The organism is Aminobacter sp. LjRoot7, assembly GCF_964252895.1.
Lineage (GTDB): Bacteria > Pseudomonadota > Alphaproteobacteria > Rhizobiales > Rhizobiaceae > Aminobacter > Aminobacter aminovorans_B.
Window position 1 is genome coordinate 656952 of sequence record NZ_CAXUPX020000003.1, and the last position, 23176, is coordinate 680127.

Sequence of the window (23176 nt, forward strand, 5' to 3'; positions counted from 1 at the left end):
GCAACAAACACAGACCAGAACGCGCGATAAGAAGTATGGATCGCGGCTTGCGCGGAACTTGCCGGCACCGCCGGACCACCACTCATCGAGCAGAAACGCGGGAAAACGGCCGACTCACAAGGCCGTTATCAGGTTAGCATAGCCGCATAACAACGCTACCTCAGGGGTGAACCAGGTTCGGCTCCGACCGAAACAGGACTGATCGCCACATCGAGAGCTAACCGGACCATGTCGGTGAACAGCTCCTGGCGCTCCGCCGAATCCGTGTCCTCGCCGTTGACCAGGCTGTCGACCACCGTGCAGATCGACAGCGCCTTCGCGCCAAAGCGGGCGGCGACCGTATACAGAGCGTTGGTCTCCATATCGACCGCCAGCGCGCCATGGGCACGCACTCCGGCAAAACGCCCAAGCACATCGGGATGATAGAACACGTCGCTTGAGGCCGTTTGGCCTATGTGGTGAACGAGGCCCATTTCGGCCGCCCGACGGGCCGCCCGGCACAACAGGTCGAAGTCGGCACTCGGCGCGTAGTCGTAGACACCGAAAAGCTGGCGATTGATGGCGCTGTCGCTGCTCGACGATTGCGAGATGACCAGGCTACGCAGCTTGACGTGCTCGGCCAGGCCGCCACAGGTGCCGACCCGGATCAGCGTCTTGGCGCCATATGTCTCGAGCAGCTCATGGGCGTAGATGGCGAGTGAAGGCGCACCTATTCCTGTCGTATGCAGGCTGATCGGACTGCCGCGATAGCGGCCGGTAAATGCGAGTGCGCCACGCACCCGGTTTATGCAGCGAGCATCCTGCAGGAAGGTGGCGGCGATCCATTCGGTGCGCTGGGGATCGCCCGGCAATAGAACGGTTTCGGCGTAGTCGCCTCGGTTTGCCTCGTTATGCGGCGTTGTCTGCATGTGTCACCCCCGACGACGCTTGCCCGCATGATGGCATGATCAGCACATACGGGGAAGCTAATAGAAGGTCGGGCAGGACCAAAACCGGCTGATTTACAGAGCTTAGCTCTCCAGCACCTCTTTGACGACCGTCGCCAACTGCTTGAGCGAGAACGGCTTGGGCAGGAAACCGAACTGGGCGTCCGCCGGCAAGTTCTTGGCAAACGCGTCTTCCGCATAGCCTGATACAAACACGAACTTGATGTCAGGCTGGCGCTTGCGCAATTCACCAAGCAGCGTCGGTCCATCCATCTCGGGCATCACCACGTCAGAAACGACGATGTCGATCTGGCCCTTGAGCTCATCGAATATCTCGAGCGCCTCGACGCCCGACGACGCCTCATGCACGGTGTAACCGCGCGAGGTCAGCGCCCTCACCCCACCCATGCGCACGGCGTCCTCGTCCTCGACCAGGAGCACGGTAGCCGAACCGGAGAGGTCCTTGGCGGCGTTATTCTGCGTCGCTTCCGGCTGCTTGGGGGCCGAAACTGCTGCAACCTCGCCGTCCGCCTTGGCCTCTTCCACAGGTACCGGCTTGGCGATATGACGCGGCAGGAAGATGCGGAACACGGTTCCCTTGCCGACTTCGGAGTCGCAATAGATGAAGCCGCCGGTCTGCTTGATGATGCCGTAGACCATCGACAGGCCGAGGCCTGTGCCCTTGCCGACCTCCTTCGTGGTGAAGAACGGCTCGAAGATCTTCTTCAGAACCTCGGGCGCGATACCGCTGCCGGTGTCTTCGACCTCGACCACGACATAGTCGGCGGGCGCCATCTCGCGATAGCCATAGGCCTTGTACTCCTCGGCGGGCACGTTCTTGGTGCGGATCATCAGGTCGCCGCCATCGGGCATCGCATCGCGCGCATTGACGGCGAGGTTGACCACCACCTGCTCGAACTGGCCGATATCGGCGCGCACCGGCCACAGATCGCGGCCATGGTCGATCTTGAGCTTGATGCTGTTGCCGACGAGGCGCGCGACCAGCGTGCGCAGGTCGGCGAGCACGTCGGTGAGGCTCAGTACCTCCGGACGCAGCGTCTGCTTGCGCGAGAACGCCAGCAACTGCCTGACCAGCGAGGCGGCGCGGTTGGCGTTCTGCTTGATGTTCATGATGTCGGGGAAGGACGGATCCGACGGACGATGATTGGTCAGCAGCAGGTCCGATGCCATGATGATGGCGGTCAGCACATTGTTGAAGTCGTGCGCGATGCCGCCGGCGAGTTGCCCCACCGCCTGCATCTTCTGGCTCTGCGCCATCTGGTTTTCGAGCGCCTTCTGCTCGGTCGTCTCAACCGCATAGACGATCGCCGCCTCTTCGGCGCCCTCGGCATCCGATCCGTCGGCCACCGCATTGACGTAGAAGCGCATGTGCCGCTCCTCATTGTCGGGCATCACGGTGTCGATGGGCGCGATGTCGGCCTGGCGCTGATGCGCCCTCTCGAGAGCGGCTGCGAACGCCGCGCGGTCGCGGTCGTGGATGACGGTGTCGAGACGGACCTTGCGGTCGACGGCGTCGCGGTCGACGACAGACGAAAACAGCGACAGGAACGGCGCGTTGGTGCGCAGGATGCGGCCATTGTGGTCGACACCGGCAATCGCCATCGGCGTCGAATTGAAGAAGCGCGTGAAGCGCACCTCCGAGGCACGCAACTGCGCCGACGAATCCTCGCCCTGGGTGCGGTTGAGCACGATTGTCCGCGTCGGCCCGTTGATGCCTTCGCGGCTCGCCGAGACGCGATGCATGAAGCGCACCGGCAAGGCCTCGCCCGCGATGGTCGCGAGGTCGAGATCGATGACGGCGTTACGCGTGGTTCCCGGATCGGCCTTGACCGAGCGGACGAGCGCCATGCCGTCGCCGGCGACGACCTCGTCGAGCGTGATGGCACCGGGCGTGAAGCTTGCTAGATCGATGCCGAGCCATTCGGCCAACGTCGCATTAACATAGGTGATGCGGCCGTCCTGATCGGCCGAGAAGAACCCTGCCGGGGCGTGGTCGAGGTGATCGATGGCCTGCTGCAGGTCGAGGAAGAAGCGCTCCTGCTCGGCCCTTTCAGGCGAAATGTCGGCCAGCTGCCAGGCATTCAGCGGTTGGCGCTGGCTGGGCACATTGAAGGCACGGGCCCGCACGCGGTACCAGCGCGCGCCAGGCGCAGCACCCGGGCGAATGGACTGCGCGAGGCGGAATTCGCCGTCGTTGGCCTCGCCGTCACGCAGGCCGGATGCCAGCTGCGTGATCGTAGATGAAGCTTCGGGCACATCCGACAACAGGCCCTCGACCGTTTTCAGGTCCGAAGCCGTCGTAGCACCGGTCATGTCGGCGTAGGCCCGGTTGGCGTAGACGACACGGCCTTTGACGTCGGTAAGGAGCAAACCTTGCGACATTGAGTCGACAAAGGCCTTGGAAAGCCCGTCGGCCGGCGAGCGCGGCGCAATCTGGACGAAGCCGATGGCGGTCGCGAAGAGATAGCCGACGCCGATCATCGCCAGCACGCCAAGCATGCCGACCAGGAACGGATCGCCGAGGCGTTCGCGAAAGATGCCGAAGACGATCGCCGATCCGGTCAGGACGACGATGAAGATGATCAGCCGGGTGATGGCATCGGGGCGCGCTGCCTGATCCACGATCGGAACCGGATAGAAGTCGTTGCGCGTTTCCTTGGCCATGCCCCTGCGAGTCTCTCCGGATCCCTCGTATCGGAGCGGTTGAATCACATTCTCCTTACCGGGAAAAGGCCTAGCCACAAAAAGGCGGTGCAAGCCTGGGGCAAGATCATGCGCTTAGCGTCAATCCTGCCTGTAATGCACGAATGGCAACTTGCCGTGCGCGACAGCTAAGAGTTAGTGTCGCCCGGGCGGCGACGGGGGTATGACATGTTTGAATGGCTCGATAGCGTAGCAGGACCTGGATATACGGCAGCGGTGCTGTGGACCTTTGCCGCCCTCGTGCTGCTGGTCATCGTGCTTGTCATCGTCAAGCTGGTCCGCAGCCTGACCTTCGGCACCTTCGTTGCCGGCGGCAGGAACAGGAAGACGCGTCTCGCCGTCATGGATGCGACCGCGATCGACAGCCAGCGGCGGCTCGTGCTGGTGCGCCGTGACGACATCGAACATCTGCTGCTGATCGGCGGGCCGACCGACGTGGTGGTCGAAACCGACATCCGCATGACCGCACCGAAACGCCCGGCACTGACCGGCACGGAAGGCCCGCAGCAAGCGCCCCAGGCGTCCCGCCCGCATCAGGCCGCAGGGCAACAGGCAGCACCTCGCCCGTCCGCGCCGGCACCTGCCAGGCCGCAACAGCAGCAGCCAGCACCTGCACCGATCCAGCCACGCCCGGCGCCGCCCAAGATGCCCGTGGCTTCAGCGCCGCTGGTCACGAACAGCCCGGATCCCAAAACCTATGTCGCGCCGACTTACGTGGCCCCGTCTAGACCGGCACCCGTGGCAGCGCCATCACCGCGCGACCTCATCGACGACACGCTGATGAAGGAACTCGAGGTCTCGCTCGACGACAAGCCGCAGGCCAAATCGGTCAAGGCGGTCGATCCTTCGCTCGATGATGAAATGGCGAAGCTGCTTGGCGAACTGACCAGCCACAAGCGGTAAGCACGCCCGACAATCCAACGTGCGGACAAGAAAAAGGCGGCCTAAGCCGCCTTTTTCGTTTGCTGCCATTCCGCGATCAATCGTCTCTGTAGACTTTTTCGCGGCGCTCGTGACGCTCCTGAGCCTCAATCGACAGTGTAGCGATCGGACGTGCGTCCAGTCGCTTCAGCGAAATCGGTTCACCTGTCTCCTCGCAATAGCCGTAGGTACCCTCGTCAATTCTCTGCAGGGCAGAGTCGATCTTGGAGATCAACTTGCGTTGCCGGTCGCGTGCCCTGAGTTCAATGGCACGGTCAGTCTCGGACGATGCGCGGTCGGCAAGATCCGGATGGTTGGCATTTTCCTGCTGAAGTATTTCGAGGGTTTCGCGAGCTTCGCGGAGGATGTCGTTCTTCCAGGCAACCAACTTAGCTCTGAAGTAAGACTTTTGCCGCTCGTTCATGAACGGCTCCTCATCGGAGGGCACGTAGCCAAGAGTAACGGTATCGTTCATTCGACTCACCCGACAACCCCGTTTTGGCGCCTATATATTCGCGGGCCAAGCCCCACACAAGCGTATTCATCGAAAAGTTTGCGCTGCCCACAACGTCGTGATTCGGACGTGGCAAGAGCGCAACTCTCTCCTCAAGAAACGCGCAACGGCATCGTCCGGTTGCAAGGCGCCTGACGCTTGGCTACATCCTGAGGAGACAGTTGGCGCAGGCTCGTCGCGAGATCGGGCTTCCAGGAGCAACATTTGGGCAAGCTCTACCTTCTCCGACACGCCAAGGCCGGCTGGGCGCTGCCCGGTGTCAGGGATTTCGACCGGCCGCTCGACGCCACCGGCATTGCGGACGCGGAAGCAACCGGCACGGCAATGCGCGCCAATGGCTACGTGCCGGAACTCACGCTCTGTTCCAATGCCCGCCGCGCCCGCGAAACCCTGGAAGGCCTTGCAGGCCACGCGGACACCGGTCGGGTCGTCTTCACCGACGATCTCTACAGCGCCGACGCCGCCGGCTATTTCGACAAGATCCGCGAAAATGGCCGGCATGGCTCGATCCTGGTCATCGGCCACAATCCGATGATGGAAGACCTTGCCATGGCTGTTTCGGGCGACGGCGACGAGGCGGCACTGCATACGCTGCAGACCGGCTTCCCGACCTCGGGCCTCGCCGTGATCCGCTTCGACGGCGAACTTTCCGGCGCCGAACTCGGCCACGGCTATCTCGAGGCGTTTCTGACGCCAGCCGATCTTTGAAACCGGCCGCCATTTCAAATCCCAAAAGCGGCACCTATATCCGGCGCGACCGCATGGGGATCGACGATTGGCGTCTCTGACCACCTTCACCGACGAGGCGCGTATTGCGCTCGACACGTTTTCCGGCCGTGCCGCGGGTCTTTTCTCGCCTTCGCTGCGGCTTGGCGTGACCGGGCTGTCGCGGGCCGGCAAGACCGTTTTCATCACGTCCTTCGTGCACAATCTGATCCATGGCGGCCGGCTGCCGCTTTTTGAAGCGCAGAAATCCGGGCGCATTTCGCGCGCTTTCCTGGAAGAACAGCCAGACGATGCCGTACCGCGCTTCCAGTACGAGGATCACGTCGCCGCCCTCGTCGACCAGCGCATCTGGCCGGATTCGACCCGGGCCATTTCGGAACTCAGGCTGACAATAGCATTCGAATCCGCTTCGGGTTGGAACCGTATGTTTTCAGCGGGAAAACTGTCGGTCGACCTCGTCGACTATCCCGGTGAATGGCTGCTCGACCTGCCGCTGCTCGGCAAGAGCTATGACGATTTTTCCCGCGAGGCATTCGAGCTCGCGCGCCTGCCGGTTCGCGCCGACCTTTCGGAGGCCTGGCGTGAACTTGCCGCGACCGTGAAGCCTGAAGCTGATGCCGACGAGATGACCGCGCGGCGGCTGTTCGAGAGTTTTGCTGCCTATCTCAAGGCCTGCAAGGACGACGAGCGCGCGCTGTCGACGCTGCCGCCTGGCCGGTTCCTGATGCCGGGAGATCTCGAAGGATCGCCGGCGCTGACATTCGCGCCGCTTGCCGGCCTCAGCCAGCGCGCGCGGCCCGGTTCGCTGCATGCGATGATGGAGCGACGCTACGAAGCCTACAAGACGCATGTGGTGAAGCCGTTCTTCCGTGAGCATATCGCGCGGCTAGATCGCCAGATCGTGCTGATCGATGCCATGCAGGCGCTCAACGCGGGCCCTGGCGCCATCGCCGACCTCGAGCGCGCGGTGACCGAAATCCTCGCCTGCTTCCGGCCAGGTCGCGGCAATCTCCTGACCGACCTGTTCTCGCGGCGCATCGATCGCATCCTGGTCGCGGCAACCAAGGCCGACCACCTGCATCACGAGAGCCATGACAGGCTGCAGTCTATCGTGCGGCGCCTCACCGACCGTGCCGTTGCGCGGGCCAACCTTTCCGGTGCCGAGGTCGACGTGCTGGCGCTTGCCGCCGTCCGCGCTACCCGCGAAGGCACCGTCAAGCAAGGTCGCGAGACGTTGCCGGTGATCATCGGAACGCCGATCGAAGGCGAGACGATCGGCAAGGAACGTTTCGACGGCAACAGCGAAACTGCCATATTTCCCGGTGACTTACCTGAGAAGGCGGATGTCGTTTTTCAGGATTTCGGCACCAATCACCGCCAGGATGCCAATGATCCGACGATCCGTTTCGTGCGCTTCCGTCCGCCTAGGCTGGAGCGCACCGCAGAAGGCGTGACGCTGTCGCTGCCGCACATCCGGCTCGACCGTGCGCTTCAATTCCTCATCGGAGACCATCTCGCATGAGCGCTCCCAGAAAGCCCGCCGCCTTCCGCCTCGAACCGGAACCGGCAACGGAAGAGACCGCGGCAGTCCACACGCCAGTGGTTGCAGCGCCGCGCAAGCCGCGCGCGCTGGCAGCCGAGGCCGCTATCGTGACGCCAGCCGCGTTCGATGTCTTCGACGAAGCCGACCTCGCTGCCGCCGAACCGCCGCCGGCAACCGCGCCCAAACGCAGGTCCCGCATCGGCGCCATTTTCCTCACCGCGTTCGGCATCCTGATCTCGCTCGGTGTTGGCCTCTGGACCGACAAGCTGATCCGCGACCTGTTTTCGCGCGCCGACTGGCTCGGCTGGCTGGCGGTGGGTGCCGCCGGCATTGCGGCAGCAGCGCTTGTCGTAATTCTCACACGCGAGCTTCTTGCAGTGTTCCGGCTGGCTTCAGTCGAGCGCCTGCGCAACAGGGCCACTGACGCCATCGAACGCAACGACCCCGGCTCTGCACGCACCGTCGTCGACGAATTGTCGAACCTCTTGGCGTCGAAGCCAGAAACGGCCGCTGGCCGGCGCGCGCTCGCCGATCTGCGCGGCGAGGTGATCGACGGCGCCGACCTCGTGCGGCTCGCCGAAGCCGAGATCCTGACACCGCTCGACGCACAGGCGAAGATCCTCATCCTCGACGCCGCCAAGCGCGTCTCGCTGGTAACCGCGGTCAGCCCGCGCGCGCTGGTCGACATCGCCTATGTCGTGTTCGAGGCCGGCCGCCTGATCCGGCGCCTGTCCGAACTCTATGGCGGCAGGCCCGGCACGCTGGGCTTCTTCCGGCTCGCCCGCTCGGCCCTTGCCCATCTCGCCGTCACCGGCTCGATCGCCGTCGGCGACAGTTTTGTCCAGCAGCTCGTCGGCCACGGCCTTGCCGCCAAGGTGTCGGCCAAGCTCGGCGAAGGCGTTGTCAACGGCATGATGACGGCTCGCATCGGCATTGCCGCGATGGAGACGGCGCGGCCCCTGCCCTTTGCCGCGGTCAAGCGCCCCGGCATGGGCGATTTCCTGGCCGCGCTCACCACCTTCGCGAGCAAAGACAAAGGCGCCGAAAAGGCCAAATAGACGAAGCATTAACCATTCTTGGTCATGGTCCTCCCAGCTAATCGTTCCAGTTTCTTGCTGTCGGGTGTGCCCATGAAGCGCTTGTTGTTGTCCGCTGTCCTGCCTGCCGTGGCCATGGCGCTGCCGTCCGTCGCGCATGCCGACACGGTTAAGGGCGCCGAGCGCGACAAGAAGTTCTTCAAGACGGTCGAAGGCGAATGGGTCGGCCCGGGCGAGATCGTCGCTGGAAAGTACAAGGGCACCAAGTTCACCTGCAATTTCACCGGCTCGACCCCTGACGGCAAGGTTGGCATGTCGCTCGACGGCGGATGCCGCGTCGGCGTGTTCACCCAGAAGATGTCGGCAACGATCGAGCAGAAGGGCCGCAGCGGCTATCGCGGCAAATTCCTGGACGGCTCGGAGGGCAAGGGCCTCGACATCATCTCCGGCAGCGTCGTCGACGGCCGCAAGGTCATCCTGTCGCTCAACCGCAACCAGCTCAACGGCGTCATGCAGGCGCGCATGCCCGACGACAATTTGATGCACGTCACCGTCTCGGTGCGTGTCGACAAGCAGCTGGTGCCGGTCATCGGCATGAAGCTGTCGCGTGTCGATGGCACGGCCGTCGGCGCCATCGCCAAGAACTGATTCTTCCAACCCCACAAAGAAAAAGGGCGGCACCCGTGGTGCCGCCCTTTCCGTTTCAGTGCTGAAGAATCAGCCCTTGATGGCGGTCAGCAGGTCGTCATAGGCCTTGCAGGCCTCTTCCGAAGTCGTTGCCCCGGTGTACTTGGACGCAACTTCCTGCACCTTCGTGGACAGCTCGGCAGCCTTGGCCGGGTCCTTGGTGATGGCTTCCTGAAGCGCGGTGGCAACTTCCTGGCTCTTCTTGGTCAGAACCTCGGCGGTGCACTCCGGCGCCTTCGAACAGGCCGAAAGGCCAAGTGCAGCAACGCCGAGCACGGCAAACAGAATATTTCTCATGTCAGTCCTCTCCTCGTAGCCGGCAAAAAACGCCGGCGGCAGTTCAACCCCACGCTGGTCGAAACCATGCCCGCCTTAGCGTCAAGCCATGTCACACGCAATGGCAGGTTGTGGGGCCAGAGGCATTGGGATGCCGATTCGGCGACAATGTTGTGGCAAGATAATTCGATCGGCAGCCCGGGCTGTTCGGCGGCGTTCGAAGCACCTATCTTGGCACTTTCCCACCAAGCGGCCATCCGCCGCGCAAGCAAGGATCGACAAGGCGCATGGCAGCAGAGACAGCGGGTGTCGATCTGATTCCAGTGGTGGCGTTGCTGGCGGCGGGCGTCGTTGCCGTCCCCATCTTCAAGCGCCTCGGTCTCGGCTCCATCCTCGGCTATCTCAGCGCGGGCGTGGTGATCGGCCCGTTCGGCATCGGCATCTTCACCGAATCGTCGACCATCCTGCATGTCGCCGAGCTCGGCGTGGTGATGTTCCTGTTCATCATCGGCCTCGAGATGCAGCCGTCGCGGCTCTGGGGCCTGCGGCGCGAAATCTTCGGCCTGGGTGCACTCCAGGTCGGCGTCTGCGCGCTGTTGCTGACCTTGGTCGGCCTCGCGGGCGGCTTTCTGGTTTCCCAATCCTTCGTCGCCGGCGCCGGCTTCGTGCTGACCTCAACCGCAATCGTCATGCAACTACTCGACGAACGCGGCGAGATGTCGACGCCCAAGGGCCAGCGCATGGTCTCGATCCTGCTGCTCGAAGACCTCGCCATCGTGCCCTTGCTGGCGCTGGTGGCGTTCCTGGCGCCAGTCGCCGCCACAGATGCCGGCACAGGCTGGGCGGGACGGCTGACCGACATCGGCATCGGCATCGCATCGATCACCGGCCTGGTCATCGCCGGCCGCTATCTGCTCAACCCGTTGTTTCGCGTCCTTGCCGATTCCCGCGCCCGCGAGGTCATGACCGCGGCTGCCTTGCTTGTCGTCCTTGGCGCGGCGCTCGCGATGCAGCTCGGCGGTCTCTCCATGGCAATGGGCGCATTCCTCGCCGGCGTACTACTGTCCGAATCGACCTTCCGCCATCAGCTCGAAGCCGACGTCGAACCCTTCCGCGGCATCCTGCTTGGCATGTTCTTCATCGCGGTGGGTATGTCGCTCGACCTGACTGTCGTGCTCGCCAACTGGCAGATGATCGCCTTCTATGTCGTCGTCTACATGCTGATGAAGGGTATTGGCATCTATGGCGTTGCCCGTTTCCTGAAGTCGGGGCATCGCGAGGCGTTGGAGCGCGCGGTGATCATGGCGCAAGGCGGCGAATTCGCCTTCGTGCTCTACTCCTCGGCGCTGGCCGTCGGCATCATCGACGGCGAGGCCAACGCGATCCTGACCGCCATCATCATCATCTCGATGGTGCTGACACCGTTGGCGATCATGGTGCTGCGCCGGTTCACGCCACAGGTCGAACAGTCGCTTGAAGACGTTGATGTCGCAGCGGAACTCAGCGGCACGGTGCTGGTCATCGGCTTCGGCCGCTTCGGACAGATCGCCAGCCAGCCATTGCTGCTGCGCGGTGTCGACGTGTCGATCATCGACAACGACGTCGAGATGATCCAGGCGGCGGCCGATTTCGGTTTCAAGATCTATTATGGCGACGGCACCCGGCTCGATATCCTGCATGCGGCAGGTGCGGGGCGGGCACGCGCCGTGCTGATCTGCGTCGACAAGGAAGACGTTGCCGTTCGTATCGCCCAGAATCTCGCCGCCGAGTTTCCGCTGGTGCCAGTCTTGGCGCGTGCTTATGACCGCGGCACCGCGATGAAGCTCATTCGCGCCGGCGTCGACTATCAGCTGCGCGAGACGTTCGAATCGGCGATCGTCTTTGGTGGCGCCACGCTTGAGAAGCTCGGCGAGGATCCGGATGACGTTGCCGAGGTGATCGAGGAAGTCCGCCGCCGCGATGCCGCGCGGCTGGAAATGCAATTCGCCGGCGACATCCACGCTGGCGGTGACTACCTGCAAGGCAACATCGCCGGGCCGGTGCCAACACCGCTAACACCGCCGCGCCGTACCGCCAAGGCCCTCAACGAGGAGGCGGCAGACGCCATCGCCAAGAAGGTCGTGCCTGGAGAGTGATGGATTTGCCGTCTCGCGTCGAGCGCGCGGCGGCGTAGTGAAACCAAAGAGGAGCCAACGATGATCGACAGGCAGCGTGCAACCGAAGTCGCAGCCTTCTGGCGCGAAGCCGGACCCGAGAGCTGGTTCCGCAAGGACGAGATGTTCGACGACCGCTTCCGCAGCAGCTTTGGCGACCTGCACATGGCGGCTGCCAAACGCCAGTGCGACCACTGGGCAAACGACGCCGAGGGCGCGCTGGCGCTAATGATCCTGCTCGACCAGTTTCCGCGCAATTGCTTCCGTGGCAGCGGCCACATGTATGCCACCGATCCGCTCGCCCGCCATTTCGCGCGTCGGGCAGTGGCCGACGGCCACGACATGGCGACGGAAGGTCCGATCAGGGTGTTCTTCTATCTGCCGTTCTCGCATTCCGAGACGCTGGCCGACCACGACATCCCGCTCGAACGCTCGACAGCGCTTGGCGGCGACTACCTCAAGCACGCCATCGGCCATCGCGACATCGTTGCCCGCTTCGGCCGCTTTCCGCACCGCAACTTCATCCTCGGCCGCGAATCGACCGAACAGGAACTGGCGTTTCTCGAAGCCGGCGGCTTTTCGGGCTAGCGCGGCCTTCGAGGTAGCCTGACCTCAGAGCTCGAGGCGCACAAGCGGCCGGCCCGGTTTGCGCTCGATCACGCGCGTGAACCCTGCCTTTTCAAACACCCGCGTCGAGCCGACGAACAGGCTGACCGGGTGTTTTCCATTCGATTGGTCAATCGGGCAGGCTTCGAGCACGCGGGCACCAGACTGGCGCGCGAATGCAATTCCTGCCTCGACAAGCCGGTGCGTTACGCCTTTGCCCCGCGCCTTGCCGCGGATGAAGAAGCAGGAGACCGCCCAGACGGCTGGATCGCCGGCATCCTGTGGCGCAAGCGGCGCCGAGCCCCTGCCCTTGTTGTTGAATTCGGGCACATCGGCACGCGGGCCGATCTGCATCCAGCCGACCGCCTCGCCATCCGAGAAGGCAAGCAGGCCAGGCGGCGGACCGGCAGCGATTCGCGCCTTGATGTGATCCTTGTTGCTCTCACGATTGCTGTCCCGCCGGATCGCCGGCGGCAGCCTGAAATAGGTGCACCAGCAGCCGTAGCACGCGCCTTGCTTGCCGAACAAATCCTCGAAATGCGGCCACAGATCCGGCGTCAGCGGCGAAATGGCATCAGTCATGGCATGGCTCCACAGCGCAGCCTTGTCCCGACGGGGCAGCTGACATAAAATCGCGCTTGTTCTCTTTATGTTCGCAGCGAAGGCGATGCCTGTCAACGATCCCAGCCACGGTTTTTGCCGCGACTGCCTTGCCCTTCAGCGTGGGTCGGGACCGCGGTGCCATGCCTGCGGCAGCCCTCGCCTGTTGCGCCATCCCGAGCTCTACAAGCTGCATCTCGCCCATATCGACTGCGATGCCTTCTATGCGGCAGTGGAAAAGCGCGACAATCCCGATCTGAAGGACAAGCCGGTCATCATCGGCGGCGGCAAGCGTGGCGTGGTTTCGACGGCCTGCTACATCGCCCGCATCCACGGCGTGCGCTCGGCTATGCCGATGTTCAAGGCGCTGGAGGCCTGTCCCGAAGCGGTCGTGATCAGCCCCGACATGGAAAAATATGTCCGCGTCGGGCGTGAGGTGCGCTCGATGATGCAGGCGCTGACGCCGCTGGTCGAACCGCTGTCGATCGACGAGGCTTTTCTCGACCTCGATGGCACAGAGCGCCTGCATGGCCTGCCGCCGGCGCTGGTGCTCGCGCGATTTGCCGCTACCGTCGAAAAGGAGATCGGCATTACCGTCTCCGCCGGGCTGTCCTACTGCAAGTTCCTCGCCAAGGTCGCCTCGGACCTGCGCAAGCCGCGTGGCTTCGCCGTCATCGGCGAGGCCGAGGCGCTTGCCTTCCTGGCACCGCAGCCGGTGACGATGATCTGGGGCGTCGGCAAGGCCTTTGCCGCAACGCTGGAGAGCGACGGAATCCGCAGCATCGGCCAGCTGCAGCGCATGGACCGCGGCGCCCTGATGCGGCGCTACGGCACGATGGGCAGCCGGCTCTACCACCTGTCGCGCGGCCAGGACGACCGTCAGGTTTCGCCCGACCAGGAAGCCAAGAGCGTGTCGGCGGAAACGACCTTCGACACCGACCTCGCCTCGTCGGCGGAGCTGGTGCCGGTGCTACGGGCGCTGTCGGAAAAGGTCTCGGCGCGGCTGAAGAAGGCAAACATCGCCGGGCGCACCGTCGTGCTCAAGCTCAAGACCCAGGACTTCAAGCTCAGGACACGCAACCGCCAGCTCACCGACCCGACCCGGCTTGCCGACCGCATCTTCCAGACCGGCATGCAGCTTTTGTCGAAGGAAACCGACGGCACCAAGTACCGCCTGCTCGGCATCGGCGTCAGCGACCTGTCCGACGACGAACGGGCCGATCCGCCCGATCTCGTCGATCTCCAGTCGCGCAAGCGCGCGCTGGCCGAAGGCGCCATCGACGTGCTGCGTGGAAAATTCGGCAAGAACGCCGTCGAGACCGGCTACACCTTCGGCAAGGGCCGCAACGCGCATCCGCCGGAACCTCTGGACGATTGAAGCGCGGCCGTCCGGGGGGACCTGCGGCGGGTGCCGCGCGCCACTACCAGGCGAATGTCAGTCCGGCCCGGCTGCCGACAGTCCCGTGCCGCGCGCCGACACCGATACCACCATGCAGGTGCAGATTGTCGTTGAGGCGCATGGCTGCGGTCCGGCAAAGCCGTTCTCGCCCTCGAAGTTGCCCCAGTTGATCGACATGGAGAAATCCTTGTTGGAAGGCAGCGTGCCGCCCGCCATCGCCAAGGCAATGGCACTGCCCTCATAGGCCTTGCCGATGCTGCCGGAGAAACTGCCCTCGAGCGCGCCAACGCGGCCATCGAGCGACGCGATGGTGTCCGGCCCGAAGCTCGAAGTTGCCAGGTTGCCGCCGGCATCCGACGTCAGGAAGCGGGTCGGGCCGCTCTGCGCCGCGATGCTGGCGGCTGAGCCGACACCCGTCATGGTGTAGGTGTTCGAGTCGCTGCCGATGCTGACCTGGTTCGCACGCGTCGTTGCCGCTCCGCTACCGAGTGCCATCGCGTTGTCGTGCGTGGCGACGGCACCGGTGCCAAGCGCCAACGCGTTGATGCCATCCGCCCTGCTGTCGTTGCCCAGGGCTGTGCTGCGCTCCCCGTTTGCCTTGGCTCCGGCGCCAAAGGCTGAACTCGCAAAGCCCGTTGCCCGGGTTCCGGTGCCGTAGGCCGAGCTGGCGAAGCCCGTCGCCTTGCTTTCGGCGCCAGTGGCCGAACTGGCATAGCCGTTGGCCTCGGCGAGATAACCGGCGGCGAGGCCGAAATCGCCATCCGCCTTGCTGTCATTGCCGAAGGCGGAGCTACGGAGGCCATTTGCCTTGGCGCCGGCGCCATATGCCGAACTGGCAAAGCCGGCGGCCAGGCTGTCGACGCCGCCCGCCGAGCTGGCGAAGCCACTGGCCGTGCTGTAGGAACCGCTCGCGGTGCTGAACTCGCCGCTGGCGGTGCTGAAGCGTCCGAATGCCGAGGCGCTTGCCTGTGTCGCCCTGGCGTCCGTACCGAGAGCCGTGCTGGCAAGACCGCTGGCCTCAGCCTTGTGTCCGATCGCGGTGCCGAAGTCCTGATACGCCTTGGACTGGCTGCCGACAGCGACAGTGTCGGAAACCGCCATCTGCGTCAGCATTGAACCAGACCCCGCACCTTGCCCAACGGCGACATTGCGTGAACCGGTGATGTATCGCCCGGCGGCAACTCCGAGAGCCGCGTTTGAGTCTCCTTCGACGTGTTCACCCGCCGAGTGGCCGCTCGCCGTATTAGAACTGCCAGTTACGTCGTTGCCGGCAAAAAGGCCGAAAGCCGAATTGACGTTTCCGGTGACACGCAGGCCGGCCGCGCCGCCGACAGCCGTGTTGTATATGCCGTCCACTTGATATCCGGCAGCGGCACCCAAGGCAGTGTTGCCGGCGTTACCCGCAGCCGCCAGCCCTCCGGCGTCGTCGCCGACCGCTGTCGACTCTGCTCCCGTTGCCGTCGCGCCGGTGCCGCATGCCACCGCCCCCGCGCCCGTGGCGGTTGCGCCGTCAGCTCCGCCGGGCGTCGTGCTGCCGCAGACGAACTGTGCCGAGGCAGGTGCTGCCAACAGGCTCCAGCCTACGATGCAGGCACCAGCAAAAAGGTAGCCGATCCGATGCTTCTTGCGCTTCAACTCACTCGAAAACAAATGCCCCCATCTTGCCGCTGCCATGCTGATCTTCTCCAGGATGCGCACAGGTGGGGCAAATCAAACACAAGTCAGGGAATCGCGCATCCGGCAGATGCCGGATGAAATCCGCTTGGCAGACGATTCAGCGGGTCTCGAGCTGAGCATTTTTGGTGCTTACCGGCTTTCAGCGGCACTATTGCCGGCGCCAAAGCTGAAGTGTCCTGTAGCGATCCGGCGGGTGCAAAGTCAGGCCGGCTCGCCCTCAATGATGCTGATGCGCGGGCCGGCGTCGATCACCTTGGTCAGCCGGAAGCCGGATGCTGCGAACAGCGCCGCGAACTCGTCCTTCGTCCTTTCCTGCCCGCCAGGTACCGCCAGCATATTGAGGTCGGCAAATTTGGCGCGTGCGCCTTCGTTGGGCGGCGCAAGCACTGCTTCGAGCACAACAAGGGTTCCGTTTGGCCGAATCGCGCGGCGACAGCTTTTCAGCACCGCGATCGAGCGTTCGTCGTCCCAGTCGTGAAGAATCCATTTCATCACATGGGCGTTGGCCCCTGCGGGCACTGCGGCGAAGAAGTCACCGCCGACCACCTCGCAGCGATCGGCGACCGACGTCGCCTCAAGCACGGCGCCAGCGCCCTCGACCACCGGCGGCTGGTCGAACAGGATGCCGTGCTGGGCAGGGTTGCGGGCAAGGATCGCCGCCAGGAGCGCGCCCTGGCCGCCGCCGACATCCATGACGACGTCGAAGCGGCTGAAGTCGTATGCCGCAAGCACCGCCGCGGCGACCGCCGGCACGAAGGACGACATCGCCCGGTCGAAGATCAGCGATTCCTCGGGGTGGTCGATGCGGTACTGCCAGACGCCGGTGCCATGCGCATGGGCAAACGCGTTCTCGCCGGTGCGCACACTGTGCAGCAGCGCGCCCCAGGCGTCGCGGTAGTAGGCGCGGCCGACCATGCGCGCCCAGGGTGCTGCGGAGTGCTCGGCATCCGAGCGCAGCCCTGATCCGAGAACTGTCAGCGAGAATTGCCTTGTGGCGCCTTCATGAAACACGCCGACCGAGGCCAGCGCGCGCAACAGCCGGTAGAGCGCCTGCGGATGCGACCCGGTCACGGCGGCGAGATCATCGCTGGAGCGCGGCCCATTTTTCAGCTCATCGGCAATGCCAAGTGTTGCGGCGACACAGATCGCCTGGGACACCTGGTACCCATTCACCATCTGCATGAGGTCTGCTGCGGCGGCCTTCTCGTCCATGGCGGCGCCCTCTCACTGGCCGAGGCAAAATACCAGCAGTGATGAACTGCTGCAACGAAGCACAAATCTGGGCACAGCAAGAAAACTTGGGCCGGTTTGTCGATCCTGCTCCCTTCTGCTCGTCGTGTTGGCAGACTAGGCTCAGACAATGGTGTCCGGCCTCACTATGCGGGAGCAAACCGATGCGTTTCATGTTCGTGGTCAAAGCCAGCAAGGACTCCGAAGCCGGCGTCATGCCGCCGGCGGAAATGATCTCAGCCATGGCCGACTATCACGGAGAACTGGCCAAGGCTGGCGTGCTGCTTGACGGCAGCGGCCTGCAGCCGAGCTCCAAGGGTTGGCGCATCACCTGGTCGGACGGCAAGAAGACCGTCACCGACGGTCCCTTCGCCGAGACCAAGGAACTGATCGCCGGCTACACCATCATCCAGGTGAAGACGCGCGAGGAAGCGATGGAATGGGCCAACCGGTTCCCCAACCCGCAGATCGAGAACGGCCAGATCGAGGTGCGTCAGATGTTCGATCTCGAGGATTTCGAGCCCAGCGAGGGCATCGAACGCTTCCGCGAAATGGGCATCGCCCAAGACAGGAAATAGATGGCCGCGAACGATAGCCATCCGCATCCAACGATGCCGACCGACATTGCCTGTGATGACAGCGTCGCGAGAAGCCGCGCGACGCACAGGGCCATCGAGACCGTGTTCCGCATGGAGCGGGCGCGGATCGTGGCGGCATTGACCCGCTTCACCCGCAGCGTCGACCTGGCGGAAGAGTTCGCCCAAGATGCCCTCATCGCGGCACTGCGCAACTGGCCTGTTTCAGGCATTCCGGACAAACCGGGCGCCTGGCTGATCGCTTCGGCCAGGCGCCGTGCCATCGACAATTTTCGTCGTGCCAGGATGGCAAATGGCAAGCTCGCCCTGCTGGGTGTCGATGCCGAAGTCGAGGTCATGGCCGAGCCCGATGACGGGATGGGCGACGACATGCTCGGGCTGATGTTCGTCTCCTGTCATCCGGTACTTTCGGGTGACGCACGGGCGGCACTCACCTTGCGGCTGGTTGGCGGCCTGACCACCGAAGAAATCGCCCGCGCCTATCTGGTTTCCGAAGCCGCGATGGCGCAGCGCATCGTGCGGGCCAAGCGAACACTTTCGGACGCGGGCGTGCCGTTCGAGGTGCCTTCGGGTCCGGACCGCACCGAGCGGTTGAGCTCGGTTCTCGAAGTGCTCTATCTCGTCTTCAACGAGGGCTACTCGGCCACCCGTGGCGACGACTGGATGCGGCCACAACTGTGCCAGGAGGCGATGCGGCTGGGGCGCATGCTCGCGCTGCTTGCACCCGAAGACGCCGAAGTCCACGGACTGGTCGCGCTGATGGAAATCCAGGCATCGCGCTTGCCAGCCCGCACTGATGCCGACGGCAAGCCGATCCTGTTACTCGACCAGATCAGGTCCCGCTGGGATCATCTGCTGATCAATCGCGGCTTTGCAGCGCTTGCCAAGGCCGAAGCCCTGCCCCAACAAGGCCCGTACACGCTCCAGGCTGCTATCGCTGCCTGCCACGCCCGGGCTCACACGGCCGAAGAGACCGACTGGCCACGCATTACGGTACTCTACGCGGCACTCGCAGCGCTCGCGCCCTCGCCCGTGGTTGAGCTGAACCGCGCCATGGCGTTGTCCATGGCCTTCGGTCCTGCAACCGGTCTGGAGCTCGCCGACCAGCTGATGCAGGAGCCGGCGTTGCGCAACTATCACCTGCTGCCGAGCGTGCGCGCCGATCTGCTGATGAAGCTTGGCCGCTTCGCGGAGGCATTTGGCGAGTTCGAACGGGCGGCGGCGCTGACCCAGAACGAGCGCGAGCGGGCCATGCTCCTGGAGCGGACGCAGGCCTGCCGGAACGAGCTGGCGGGCAAGAAGAAGTGACCGACCCCGAAGACAATCTGTCCGGTTAAACCAGCTCGACCTCAACCACGCCGGGAACAGCCCGCATGGCCGAGGCGATCGATGGCGTGATGCGGTAGCGTTCGCGCAGCTCGATTTCGATCTCGCCCTCGGCCTCGCCCTTGAGAACGATGAAGCTGACCTCGCCTTCGCCGCGCACCGTCAGCTGGTTGGACAGCATGTTGAGCGGGGCGGCGTCGCGCACGAAAATGCGCAAAGTCTTCTGCACACGGCTCGCTTCGTCCTCCAGCGACTGCACCGTCTGGATGCGCAGGTTGACGCCTTCCGGACGGTCCTCGGCGGCGACGGTAACGACCACAGATTTGCCGGGCTCGCACAGGTCGCGGTACTGCGCCAGCGTCTCCGAGAACATCACCGCTTCATACTGGCCCGAGACATCAGAGAACTGGACGATGCCCATCTTGTTGCCGGTCTTGGTCTTGCGCTCCTGCTTGGTGGTGACGGTACCGGCAAGACGGCCGGCTGTCGCACCGCGCTTCACGGCGGCGGCAAAGTCGGCCCAGTTCTGGACACGCATCTTTTCGAGCGCAGCCTTGTACTCGTCGAGCGGATGCGCCGAGAGATAGAAGCCGACGACCTGGAATTCGCGATGCAAACGGTCGGCGGCAAGCCAGGCGTCGGCGACAGGAAGGTGTAGCGACGGCGCCTGTCCCGAGGCAGCACTGCCGAAGATGTCGGACTGGCCAAGGGTGGCATTTTCATGGGCACGTGAGGCAAGCCCCATCATCCGCTCGATGCCCGCCATCATCGCTGCGCGCTCGTGACCGAAACAGTCAAGCGCGCCGGCCATGATCAGGCTTTCGAAAACCCGCTTGCCGACCAGCTTCGGATCGATGCGCTCGCAGAAATCGGCGAGGCTGGCGAACGGCTTTTCTTGGCGCTTGGCAACGATGTGGTGCACCGCCGCCTCGCCCACGCCCTTGATCGCGGCAAGCGAGTAGAAGATCTTCTTCTCGCCGACCTCGAAGTCGCGGAAGCTGGTCATGACCGATGGCGGCACGACGTCGATGCCAAGCCGCATCGCGTCCTGGCGGAAGTCGTTTAGCTTGTCCGTGTTGGACATATCGTAGGTCATCGAGGCCGCGAGGAACTCGACCGGATAATGCGCCTTCAGATACGCCGTCTGGTAGGAGACGATGGCGTAGGCTGCGGCGTGCGACTTGTTGAAGCCGTAGTCGGCGAACTTGGCGAGCAGGTCGAAGATCGCGTTGGCCTGCGGCTTGCTGACCTTCTTGTCCATGGCGCCGGTGACGAAGCGCTCGCGCTGCTTGTCCATTTCGGCGCGGATCTTCTTGCCCATGGCGCGTCGCAAAAGGTCGGCTTCGCCGAGCGAATAGCCCGACAGCACCTGCGCGATCTGCATGACTTGCTCCTGGTAGACGATAACCCCTTGGGTCTCCTTCACCAGGTAGTCGATCATCGGATGGATCGACGCGATCTCCTCGTCACCATGCTTGCGGGCGTTGTAGGTCGGGATGTTCTCCATCGGGCCGGGGCGATAGAGTGCCACCAGCGCGATGATGTCCTCGATCTGGTCGGGCTTCATGCCGATCAGCGCCTTGCGCATGCCGGCACTTTCAACCTGGAAGATGCCGACGGTCTCGCCACGCGACAGCATGGCGTAGGTCAAGGGATCGTCGAGCGGGATCAGTGCGAGGTCGATGTCGACCCCCTTGCGGCTGATGAAATGCACCGCCTTCTGCAGGACGGTCAGCGTCTTCAGGCCGAGGAAGTCGAACTTCACCAGTCCGGCCTGCTCGACATATTTCATGTTGAACTGCGTGACCGGCATGTCCGAGCGCGGGTCTCGATACATGGGCACCAGTTGGGACAACGGCCTGTCGCCGATGACGATGCCGGCGGCGTGGGTCGAGGCGTGGCGGTAGAGGCCCTCGAGCTTCTGGGCCATGTCGAGCAGCGTCTGCACGATCGGCTCGCGCTCGGCCTCTTCGGCAAAGCGCGGCTCGCCCTCGATCGCCTGCGCCAACGTCACCGGATTGGCCGGATTCTGCGGCACCATCTTGGTGAGCTTGTCGACCTGGCCGTAGGGCATCTGCAAGACGCGGCCGACGTCGCGCAGCACGGCGCGCGCCTGCAGCGTACCAAAGGTGATGATCTGGCCGACCTGGTCGCGACCGTACTTGCCCACCACGTAGCGAATGACCTCTTCGCGGCGGTCCTGGCAGAAGTCGATGTCGAAGTCGGGCATCGAGACGCGGTCGGGATTGAGGAAGCGCTCGAACAGCAGCGAGAAGCGCAACGGGTCGACGTCGGTGATGGTAAGCGCATAGGCGACCAGCGAGCCTGCGCCCGAACCACGGCCGGGGCCGACCGGGATGCCTTGCTGCTTGCCCCATTTGATGAAGTCGGCAACGATCAGGAAGTAGCCGGGAAACTTCATGCGCTCGATGATGCCGAGCTCGTATTCGAGGCGTTCCTGGTACTGCTCGGGCGTGTAGCCCGTCGACAGGCCACGCGTCTCCAGCCGCATGGCAAGGCCCTCGCGAGCCTGGCGGGACAGCTCCGCCGCTTCGGCGGCGACAGCCGCGTCGGCATCGGCGATGTCGCCACCGGTAAAGCGCGGCAGGATCGGATTGCGGTTCTTGGGATAGTAGGAACAGCGCTTGGCGATCTCGACCGTGTTGTCGATCGCTTCAGGCAGATCGGCAAAAAGCTCAGACATCTCCTTCTGCGACTTGAGGAAATTGTCAGGCGTCAGCCGGCGACGATTGTCCTCGGCGACGACCGATCCCTCGGCAATCGCAATGAGCGCGTCATGGGCCTCGAAGTCCGCACGCTTGGCAAAAAACGCCTCGTTGGTGGCGACCAGCGGCAGATAGTGACGATAGGCGAGTTCGATCGTTGCCGCCTCAATCATCCGGTCGTAGCCGGCCAGACGCTCGAGCTCGACGTAAAGCCGGTCGCCGAACATCTGCTTCAAAGTCAGCAGGCGGCTTTCGGCAATTACCGTGTGATCGCTCTTGATCGCGGCACCGATCGGACCGCGCGGACCACCGGTCAGGCAGATGATGCCGTCCGCGGCGGCGGCGAGCCAATCGAGCTTGGCGTGCACCGGTTCGCCGTTCGGGGTTTCCAGATAGAGCCGGCTGACCAGCCTGACGAGGTTGGCGTAGCCAGTCTCGGTCGCAGCAATCAGAACGACTGGAAACAGGTCGAGTGCCTGCTTCCAGCCCTGGCCGCGCTGGGTGCTGTCGCCACCGTCTGCAAAGTCGACGTCGACCTGGCAGGCGATCAATGGCTGCACGCCATCCTTGGTGGCTTTCTGGGCAAATTCGAGCGCGCCAAACAGGTTGTTGGTGTCGGCAACCGCGATGGCCGGCGCTTCGTCCTTGGCAGCGTGTCCGACAACCTTGTCGAGCTTGAGGGCACCTTCGAGCAGTGAATAGGCAGAGTGAACGCGCAGATGAATAAACATCCGGTCGGAAGTCTCTGGTTTTTCTGCCCTTATGAGCGCTTCACGCTTCAGGGGATCGCGTGGGAGCCTGTCACTCGACATCGAATCGTCTGCCATTTGCCTGGAAATTCCGCTGCCATGTTCGGCCACGCCAGCCACCATGTCCATCCCGCAAGGGGTCGCGCTGGAAACCGCTTGTGGAGTATCATCGCAACCGCCGCTTTGCGACCGCCATGCGTCGCCTTGACGGTTGAATGCATTGGAAAAACCTGAAACCTTGCCGCCGACATTTGCCCCCTGTTTGCTTGAAGGAACATCGCCATGAAAACCCGCGCCGCCGTCGCCGTTGGAGCTGGAAAGCCGCTTGAGATCATGGAGGTCGACCTCGAAGGTCCGCGCGAGGGCGAGGTGCTGGTCGAGATCAAGGCGACCGGCATCTGCCACACCGACGAGTTCACGCTGTCGGGTGCCGATCCCGAAGGCATCTTCCCGGCGATCCTCGGCCATGAAGGTGCGGGTGTCGTCGTCGATGTCGGTAAGGGTGTCACCTCGCTCAAGAAGGGCGACCACGTCATCCCGCTCTACACGCCGGAATGCCGCTCCTGCCCGTCCTGCCTCAGCCGCAAGACCAACCTCTGCACCGCGATCCGCTCGACGCAGGGCCAGGGTCTGATGCCGGATGGCACCTCGCGCTTCTCGATCGGCAAGGACAAGATTTTCCACTACATGGGCTGCTCGACGTTTTCGAACTTCACCGTGCTGCCCGAGATCGCGCTCGCCAAGGTCAATCCGGACGCCG

General features: G+C 63.9%; 19 protein-coding genes. 11 read left to right on the forward strand and 8 right to left on the reverse strand.

The window, feature by feature from the left end; translation table 11 throughout:
* Positions 1-155 precede the first annotated feature (155 nt).
* Both deoD and cckA read right to left on the reverse strand, forming a co-directional pair.
* Entirely contained in the window at positions 156-908 is a 753-nt protein-coding gene (gene deoD / locus ACSQ3E_RS12805) for a purine-nucleoside phosphorylase (protein WP_436122950.1), read from the reverse strand.
* Positions 909-1010: 102 nt separating this feature from the next.
* Positions 1011-3611, reverse strand: a complete 2601-nt coding sequence (gene cckA, locus ACSQ3E_RS12810; protein WP_436122951.1) for a cell cycle histidine kinase CckA — start codon at positions 3609-3611, stop codon at positions 1011-1013.
* Between the two features lie 207 nt (positions 3612-3818).
* Here cckA and ACSQ3E_RS12815 point away from each other — a divergent pair, with 207 nt between their 5' ends.
* On the forward strand, positions 3819-4553 hold the full coding sequence (locus ACSQ3E_RS12815; protein ID WP_436122952.1) for a hypothetical protein: 735 nt from the start codon (positions 3819-3821) through the stop codon (positions 4551-4553).
* A 76-nt stretch (positions 4554-4629) separates the two neighbouring features.
* On the opposite strand, the gene dksA is transcribed toward ACSQ3E_RS12815, so the two are convergent.
* A complete protein-coding gene (gene dksA / locus ACSQ3E_RS12820; protein WP_067961780.1) occupies positions 4630-5046 on the reverse strand; it encodes an RNA polymerase-binding protein DksA in 417 nt (138 codons plus the stop codon).
* A 243-nt stretch (positions 5047-5289) separates the two neighbouring features.
* Here dksA and ACSQ3E_RS12825 point away from each other — a divergent pair, with 243 nt between their 5' ends.
* The 4 genes from ACSQ3E_RS12825 to ACSQ3E_RS12840 all read left to right on the forward strand — a co-directional run bounded on the left by ACSQ3E_RS12825 (position 5290) and on the right by ACSQ3E_RS12840 (position 9039).
* Positions 5290-5793 (forward strand): SixA phosphatase family protein, encoded by a 504-nt coding sequence (locus ACSQ3E_RS12825; RefSeq protein WP_310328398.1) that lies wholly within the window; start codon positions 5290-5292, stop codon positions 5791-5793.
* Between the two features lie 67 nt (positions 5794-5860).
* Complete coding sequence (locus tag ACSQ3E_RS12830; RefSeq protein ID WP_436122953.1) at positions 5861-7333, forward strand: YcjX family protein; 1473 nt, start codon at positions 5861-5863, stop codon at positions 7331-7333.
* Positions 7330-8412 carry a YcjF family protein gene (locus tag ACSQ3E_RS12835; protein ID WP_436122954.1) on the forward strand — a complete coding sequence of 361 codons (1083 nt, stop codon included), beginning with the start codon at positions 7330-7332 and terminating at the stop codon, positions 8410-8412. The genes ACSQ3E_RS12830 and ACSQ3E_RS12835 overlap by 4 nt, the downstream gene beginning before the upstream one ends.
* 114 nt (positions 8413-8526) lie before the next feature.
* The gene (locus ACSQ3E_RS12840; RefSeq protein WP_245432134.1) at positions 8527-9039 is read left to right on the forward strand and encodes a hypothetical protein; all 513 of its coding nucleotides are present in this window, start codon (positions 8527-8529) and stop codon (positions 9037-9039) included.
* Between the two features lie 69 nt (positions 9040-9108).
* Here ACSQ3E_RS12840 and ACSQ3E_RS12845 read toward each other — a convergent pair whose 3' ends face one another.
* Positions 9109-9375 carry a hypothetical protein gene (locus ACSQ3E_RS12845; RefSeq protein WP_436122955.1) on the reverse strand — a complete coding sequence of 89 codons (267 nt, stop codon included), beginning with the start codon at positions 9373-9375 and terminating at the stop codon, positions 9109-9111.
* A 266-nt stretch (positions 9376-9641) separates the two neighbouring features.
* Here ACSQ3E_RS12845 and ACSQ3E_RS12850 point away from each other — a divergent pair, with 266 nt between their 5' ends.
* Together ACSQ3E_RS12850 and ACSQ3E_RS12855 are read left to right on the forward strand one after the other, a co-directional pair.
* Complete coding sequence (locus tag ACSQ3E_RS12850; RefSeq protein WP_310328386.1) at positions 9642-11489, forward strand: monovalent cation:proton antiporter-2 (CPA2) family protein; 1848 nt, start codon at positions 9642-9644, stop codon at positions 11487-11489.
* A gap of 60 nt (positions 11490-11549) precedes the next feature.
* Complete coding sequence (locus tag ACSQ3E_RS12855; RefSeq protein ID WP_436122956.1) at positions 11550-12095, forward strand: DUF924 family protein; 546 nt, start codon at positions 11550-11552, stop codon at positions 12093-12095.
* Positions 12096-12119: 24 nt separating this feature from the next.
* On the opposite strand, the gene ACSQ3E_RS12860 is transcribed toward ACSQ3E_RS12855, so the two are convergent.
* Positions 12120-12695, reverse strand: coding sequence for an N-acetyltransferase family protein (locus tag ACSQ3E_RS12860; RefSeq protein WP_436122957.1), 576 nt, complete (start codon positions 12693-12695; stop codon positions 12120-12122).
* 67 nt (positions 12696-12762) lie between these two features.
* On the opposite strand from ACSQ3E_RS12860, the gene ACSQ3E_RS12865 reads away from it, so the two are divergent.
* On the forward strand, positions 12763-14091 hold the full coding sequence (locus ACSQ3E_RS12865) for a DNA polymerase IV (protein WP_436122958.1): 1329 nt from the start codon (positions 12763-12765) through the stop codon (positions 14089-14091).
* A gap of 57 nt (positions 14092-14148) precedes the next feature.
* Here ACSQ3E_RS12865 and ACSQ3E_RS12870 read toward each other — a convergent pair whose 3' ends face one another.
* Both ACSQ3E_RS12870 and ACSQ3E_RS12875 read right to left on the reverse strand, forming a co-directional pair.
* Positions 14149-15786, reverse strand: coding sequence for a hypothetical protein (locus ACSQ3E_RS12870; protein WP_436122959.1), 1638 nt, complete (start codon positions 15784-15786; stop codon positions 14149-14151).
* A 204-nt stretch (positions 15787-15990) separates the two neighbouring features.
* A complete protein-coding gene (locus ACSQ3E_RS12875; protein ID WP_436122960.1) occupies positions 15991-17001 on the reverse strand; it encodes a methyltransferase in 1011 nt (336 codons plus the stop codon).
* Positions 17002-17183: 182 nt separating this feature from the next.
* Between ACSQ3E_RS12875 and ACSQ3E_RS12880 the strand changes: the two genes are divergently transcribed.
* Together ACSQ3E_RS12880 and ACSQ3E_RS12885 are read left to right on the forward strand one after the other, a co-directional pair.
* Positions 17184-17597 carry a YciI family protein gene (locus tag ACSQ3E_RS12880; protein WP_436122961.1) on the forward strand — a complete coding sequence of 138 codons (414 nt, stop codon included), beginning with the start codon at positions 17184-17186 and terminating at the stop codon, positions 17595-17597.
* Positions 17598-18923: an RNA polymerase sigma factor gene (locus tag ACSQ3E_RS12885; protein ID WP_436122962.1), complete on the forward strand. Its 1326-nt coding sequence runs from the start codon at positions 17598-17600 to the stop codon at positions 18921-18923.
* 25 nt (positions 18924-18948) lie between these two features.
* Here ACSQ3E_RS12885 and dnaE read toward each other — a convergent pair whose 3' ends face one another.
* Positions 18949-22398 carry a DNA polymerase III subunit alpha gene (dnaE, locus tag ACSQ3E_RS12890; protein ID WP_436122963.1) on the reverse strand — a complete coding sequence of 1150 codons (3450 nt, stop codon included), beginning with the start codon at positions 22396-22398 and terminating at the stop codon, positions 18949-18951.
* Positions 22399-22698: 300 nt separating this feature from the next.
* On the opposite strand from dnaE, the gene ACSQ3E_RS12895 reads away from it, so the two are divergent.
* On the forward strand, positions 22699-23176 hold a 478-nt coding region (locus ACSQ3E_RS12895), incomplete at its 3' end, for an alcohol dehydrogenase catalytic domain-containing protein (protein ID WP_436122964.1).

Bases quoted from the DNA above. Each gene is read 5' to 3' on its own strand.
- dksA (WP_067961780.1), bottom strand. From the start codon at position 5,046: ATGAACGATACCGTTACTCTTGGCTACGTGCCCTCCGATGAGGAGCCG.
- dnaE (WP_436122963.1), bottom strand. From the start codon at position 22,398: ATGTTTATTCATCTGCGCGTTCACTCTGCCTATTCACTGCTCGAAGGT.
- ACSQ3E_RS12815 (WP_436122952.1), top strand. From the start codon at position 3,819: ATGTTTGAATGGCTCGATAGCGTAGCAGGACCTGGATATACGGCAGCG.
- ACSQ3E_RS12845 (WP_436122955.1), bottom strand. From the start codon at position 9,375: ATGAGAAATATTCTGTTTGCCGTGCTCGGCGTTGCTGCACTTGGCCTT.
- ACSQ3E_RS12840 (WP_245432134.1), top strand. From the start codon at position 8,527: ATGGCGCTGCCGTCCGTCGCGCATGCCGACACGGTTAAGGGCGCCGAG.
- ACSQ3E_RS12835 (WP_436122954.1), top strand. From the start codon at position 7,330: ATGAGCGCTCCCAGAAAGCCCGCCGCCTTCCGCCTCGAACCGGAACCG.
- ACSQ3E_RS12875 (WP_436122960.1), bottom strand. From the start codon at position 17,001: ATGGACGAGAAGGCCGCCGCAGCAGACCTCATGCAGATGGTGAATGGG.
- ACSQ3E_RS12855 (WP_436122956.1), top strand. From the start codon at position 11,550: ATGATCGACAGGCAGCGTGCAACCGAAGTCGCAGCCTTCTGGCGCGAA.
- deoD (WP_436122950.1), bottom strand. From the start codon at position 908: ATGCAGACAACGCCGCATAACGAGGCAAACCGAGGCGACTACGCCGAA.
- ACSQ3E_RS12880 (WP_436122961.1), top strand. From the start codon at position 17,184: ATGCGTTTCATGTTCGTGGTCAAAGCCAGCAAGGACTCCGAAGCCGGC.
- ACSQ3E_RS12885 (WP_436122962.1), top strand. From the start codon at position 17,598: ATGGCCGCGAACGATAGCCATCCGCATCCAACGATGCCGACCGACATT.
- ACSQ3E_RS12860 (WP_436122957.1), bottom strand. From the start codon at position 12,695: ATGACTGATGCCATTTCGCCGCTGACGCCGGATCTGTGGCCGCATTTC.
- ACSQ3E_RS12870 (WP_436122959.1), bottom strand. From the start codon at position 15,786: ATGGCAGCGGCAAGATGGGGGCATTTGTTTTCGAGTGAGTTGAAGCGC.
- cckA (WP_436122951.1), bottom strand. From the start codon at position 3,611: ATGGCCAAGGAAACGCGCAACGACTTCTATCCGGTTCCGATCGTGGAT.
- ACSQ3E_RS12850 (WP_310328386.1), top strand. From the start codon at position 9,642: ATGGCAGCAGAGACAGCGGGTGTCGATCTGATTCCAGTGGTGGCGTTG.
- ACSQ3E_RS12865 (WP_436122958.1), top strand. From the start codon at position 12,763: ATGTTCGCAGCGAAGGCGATGCCTGTCAACGATCCCAGCCACGGTTTT.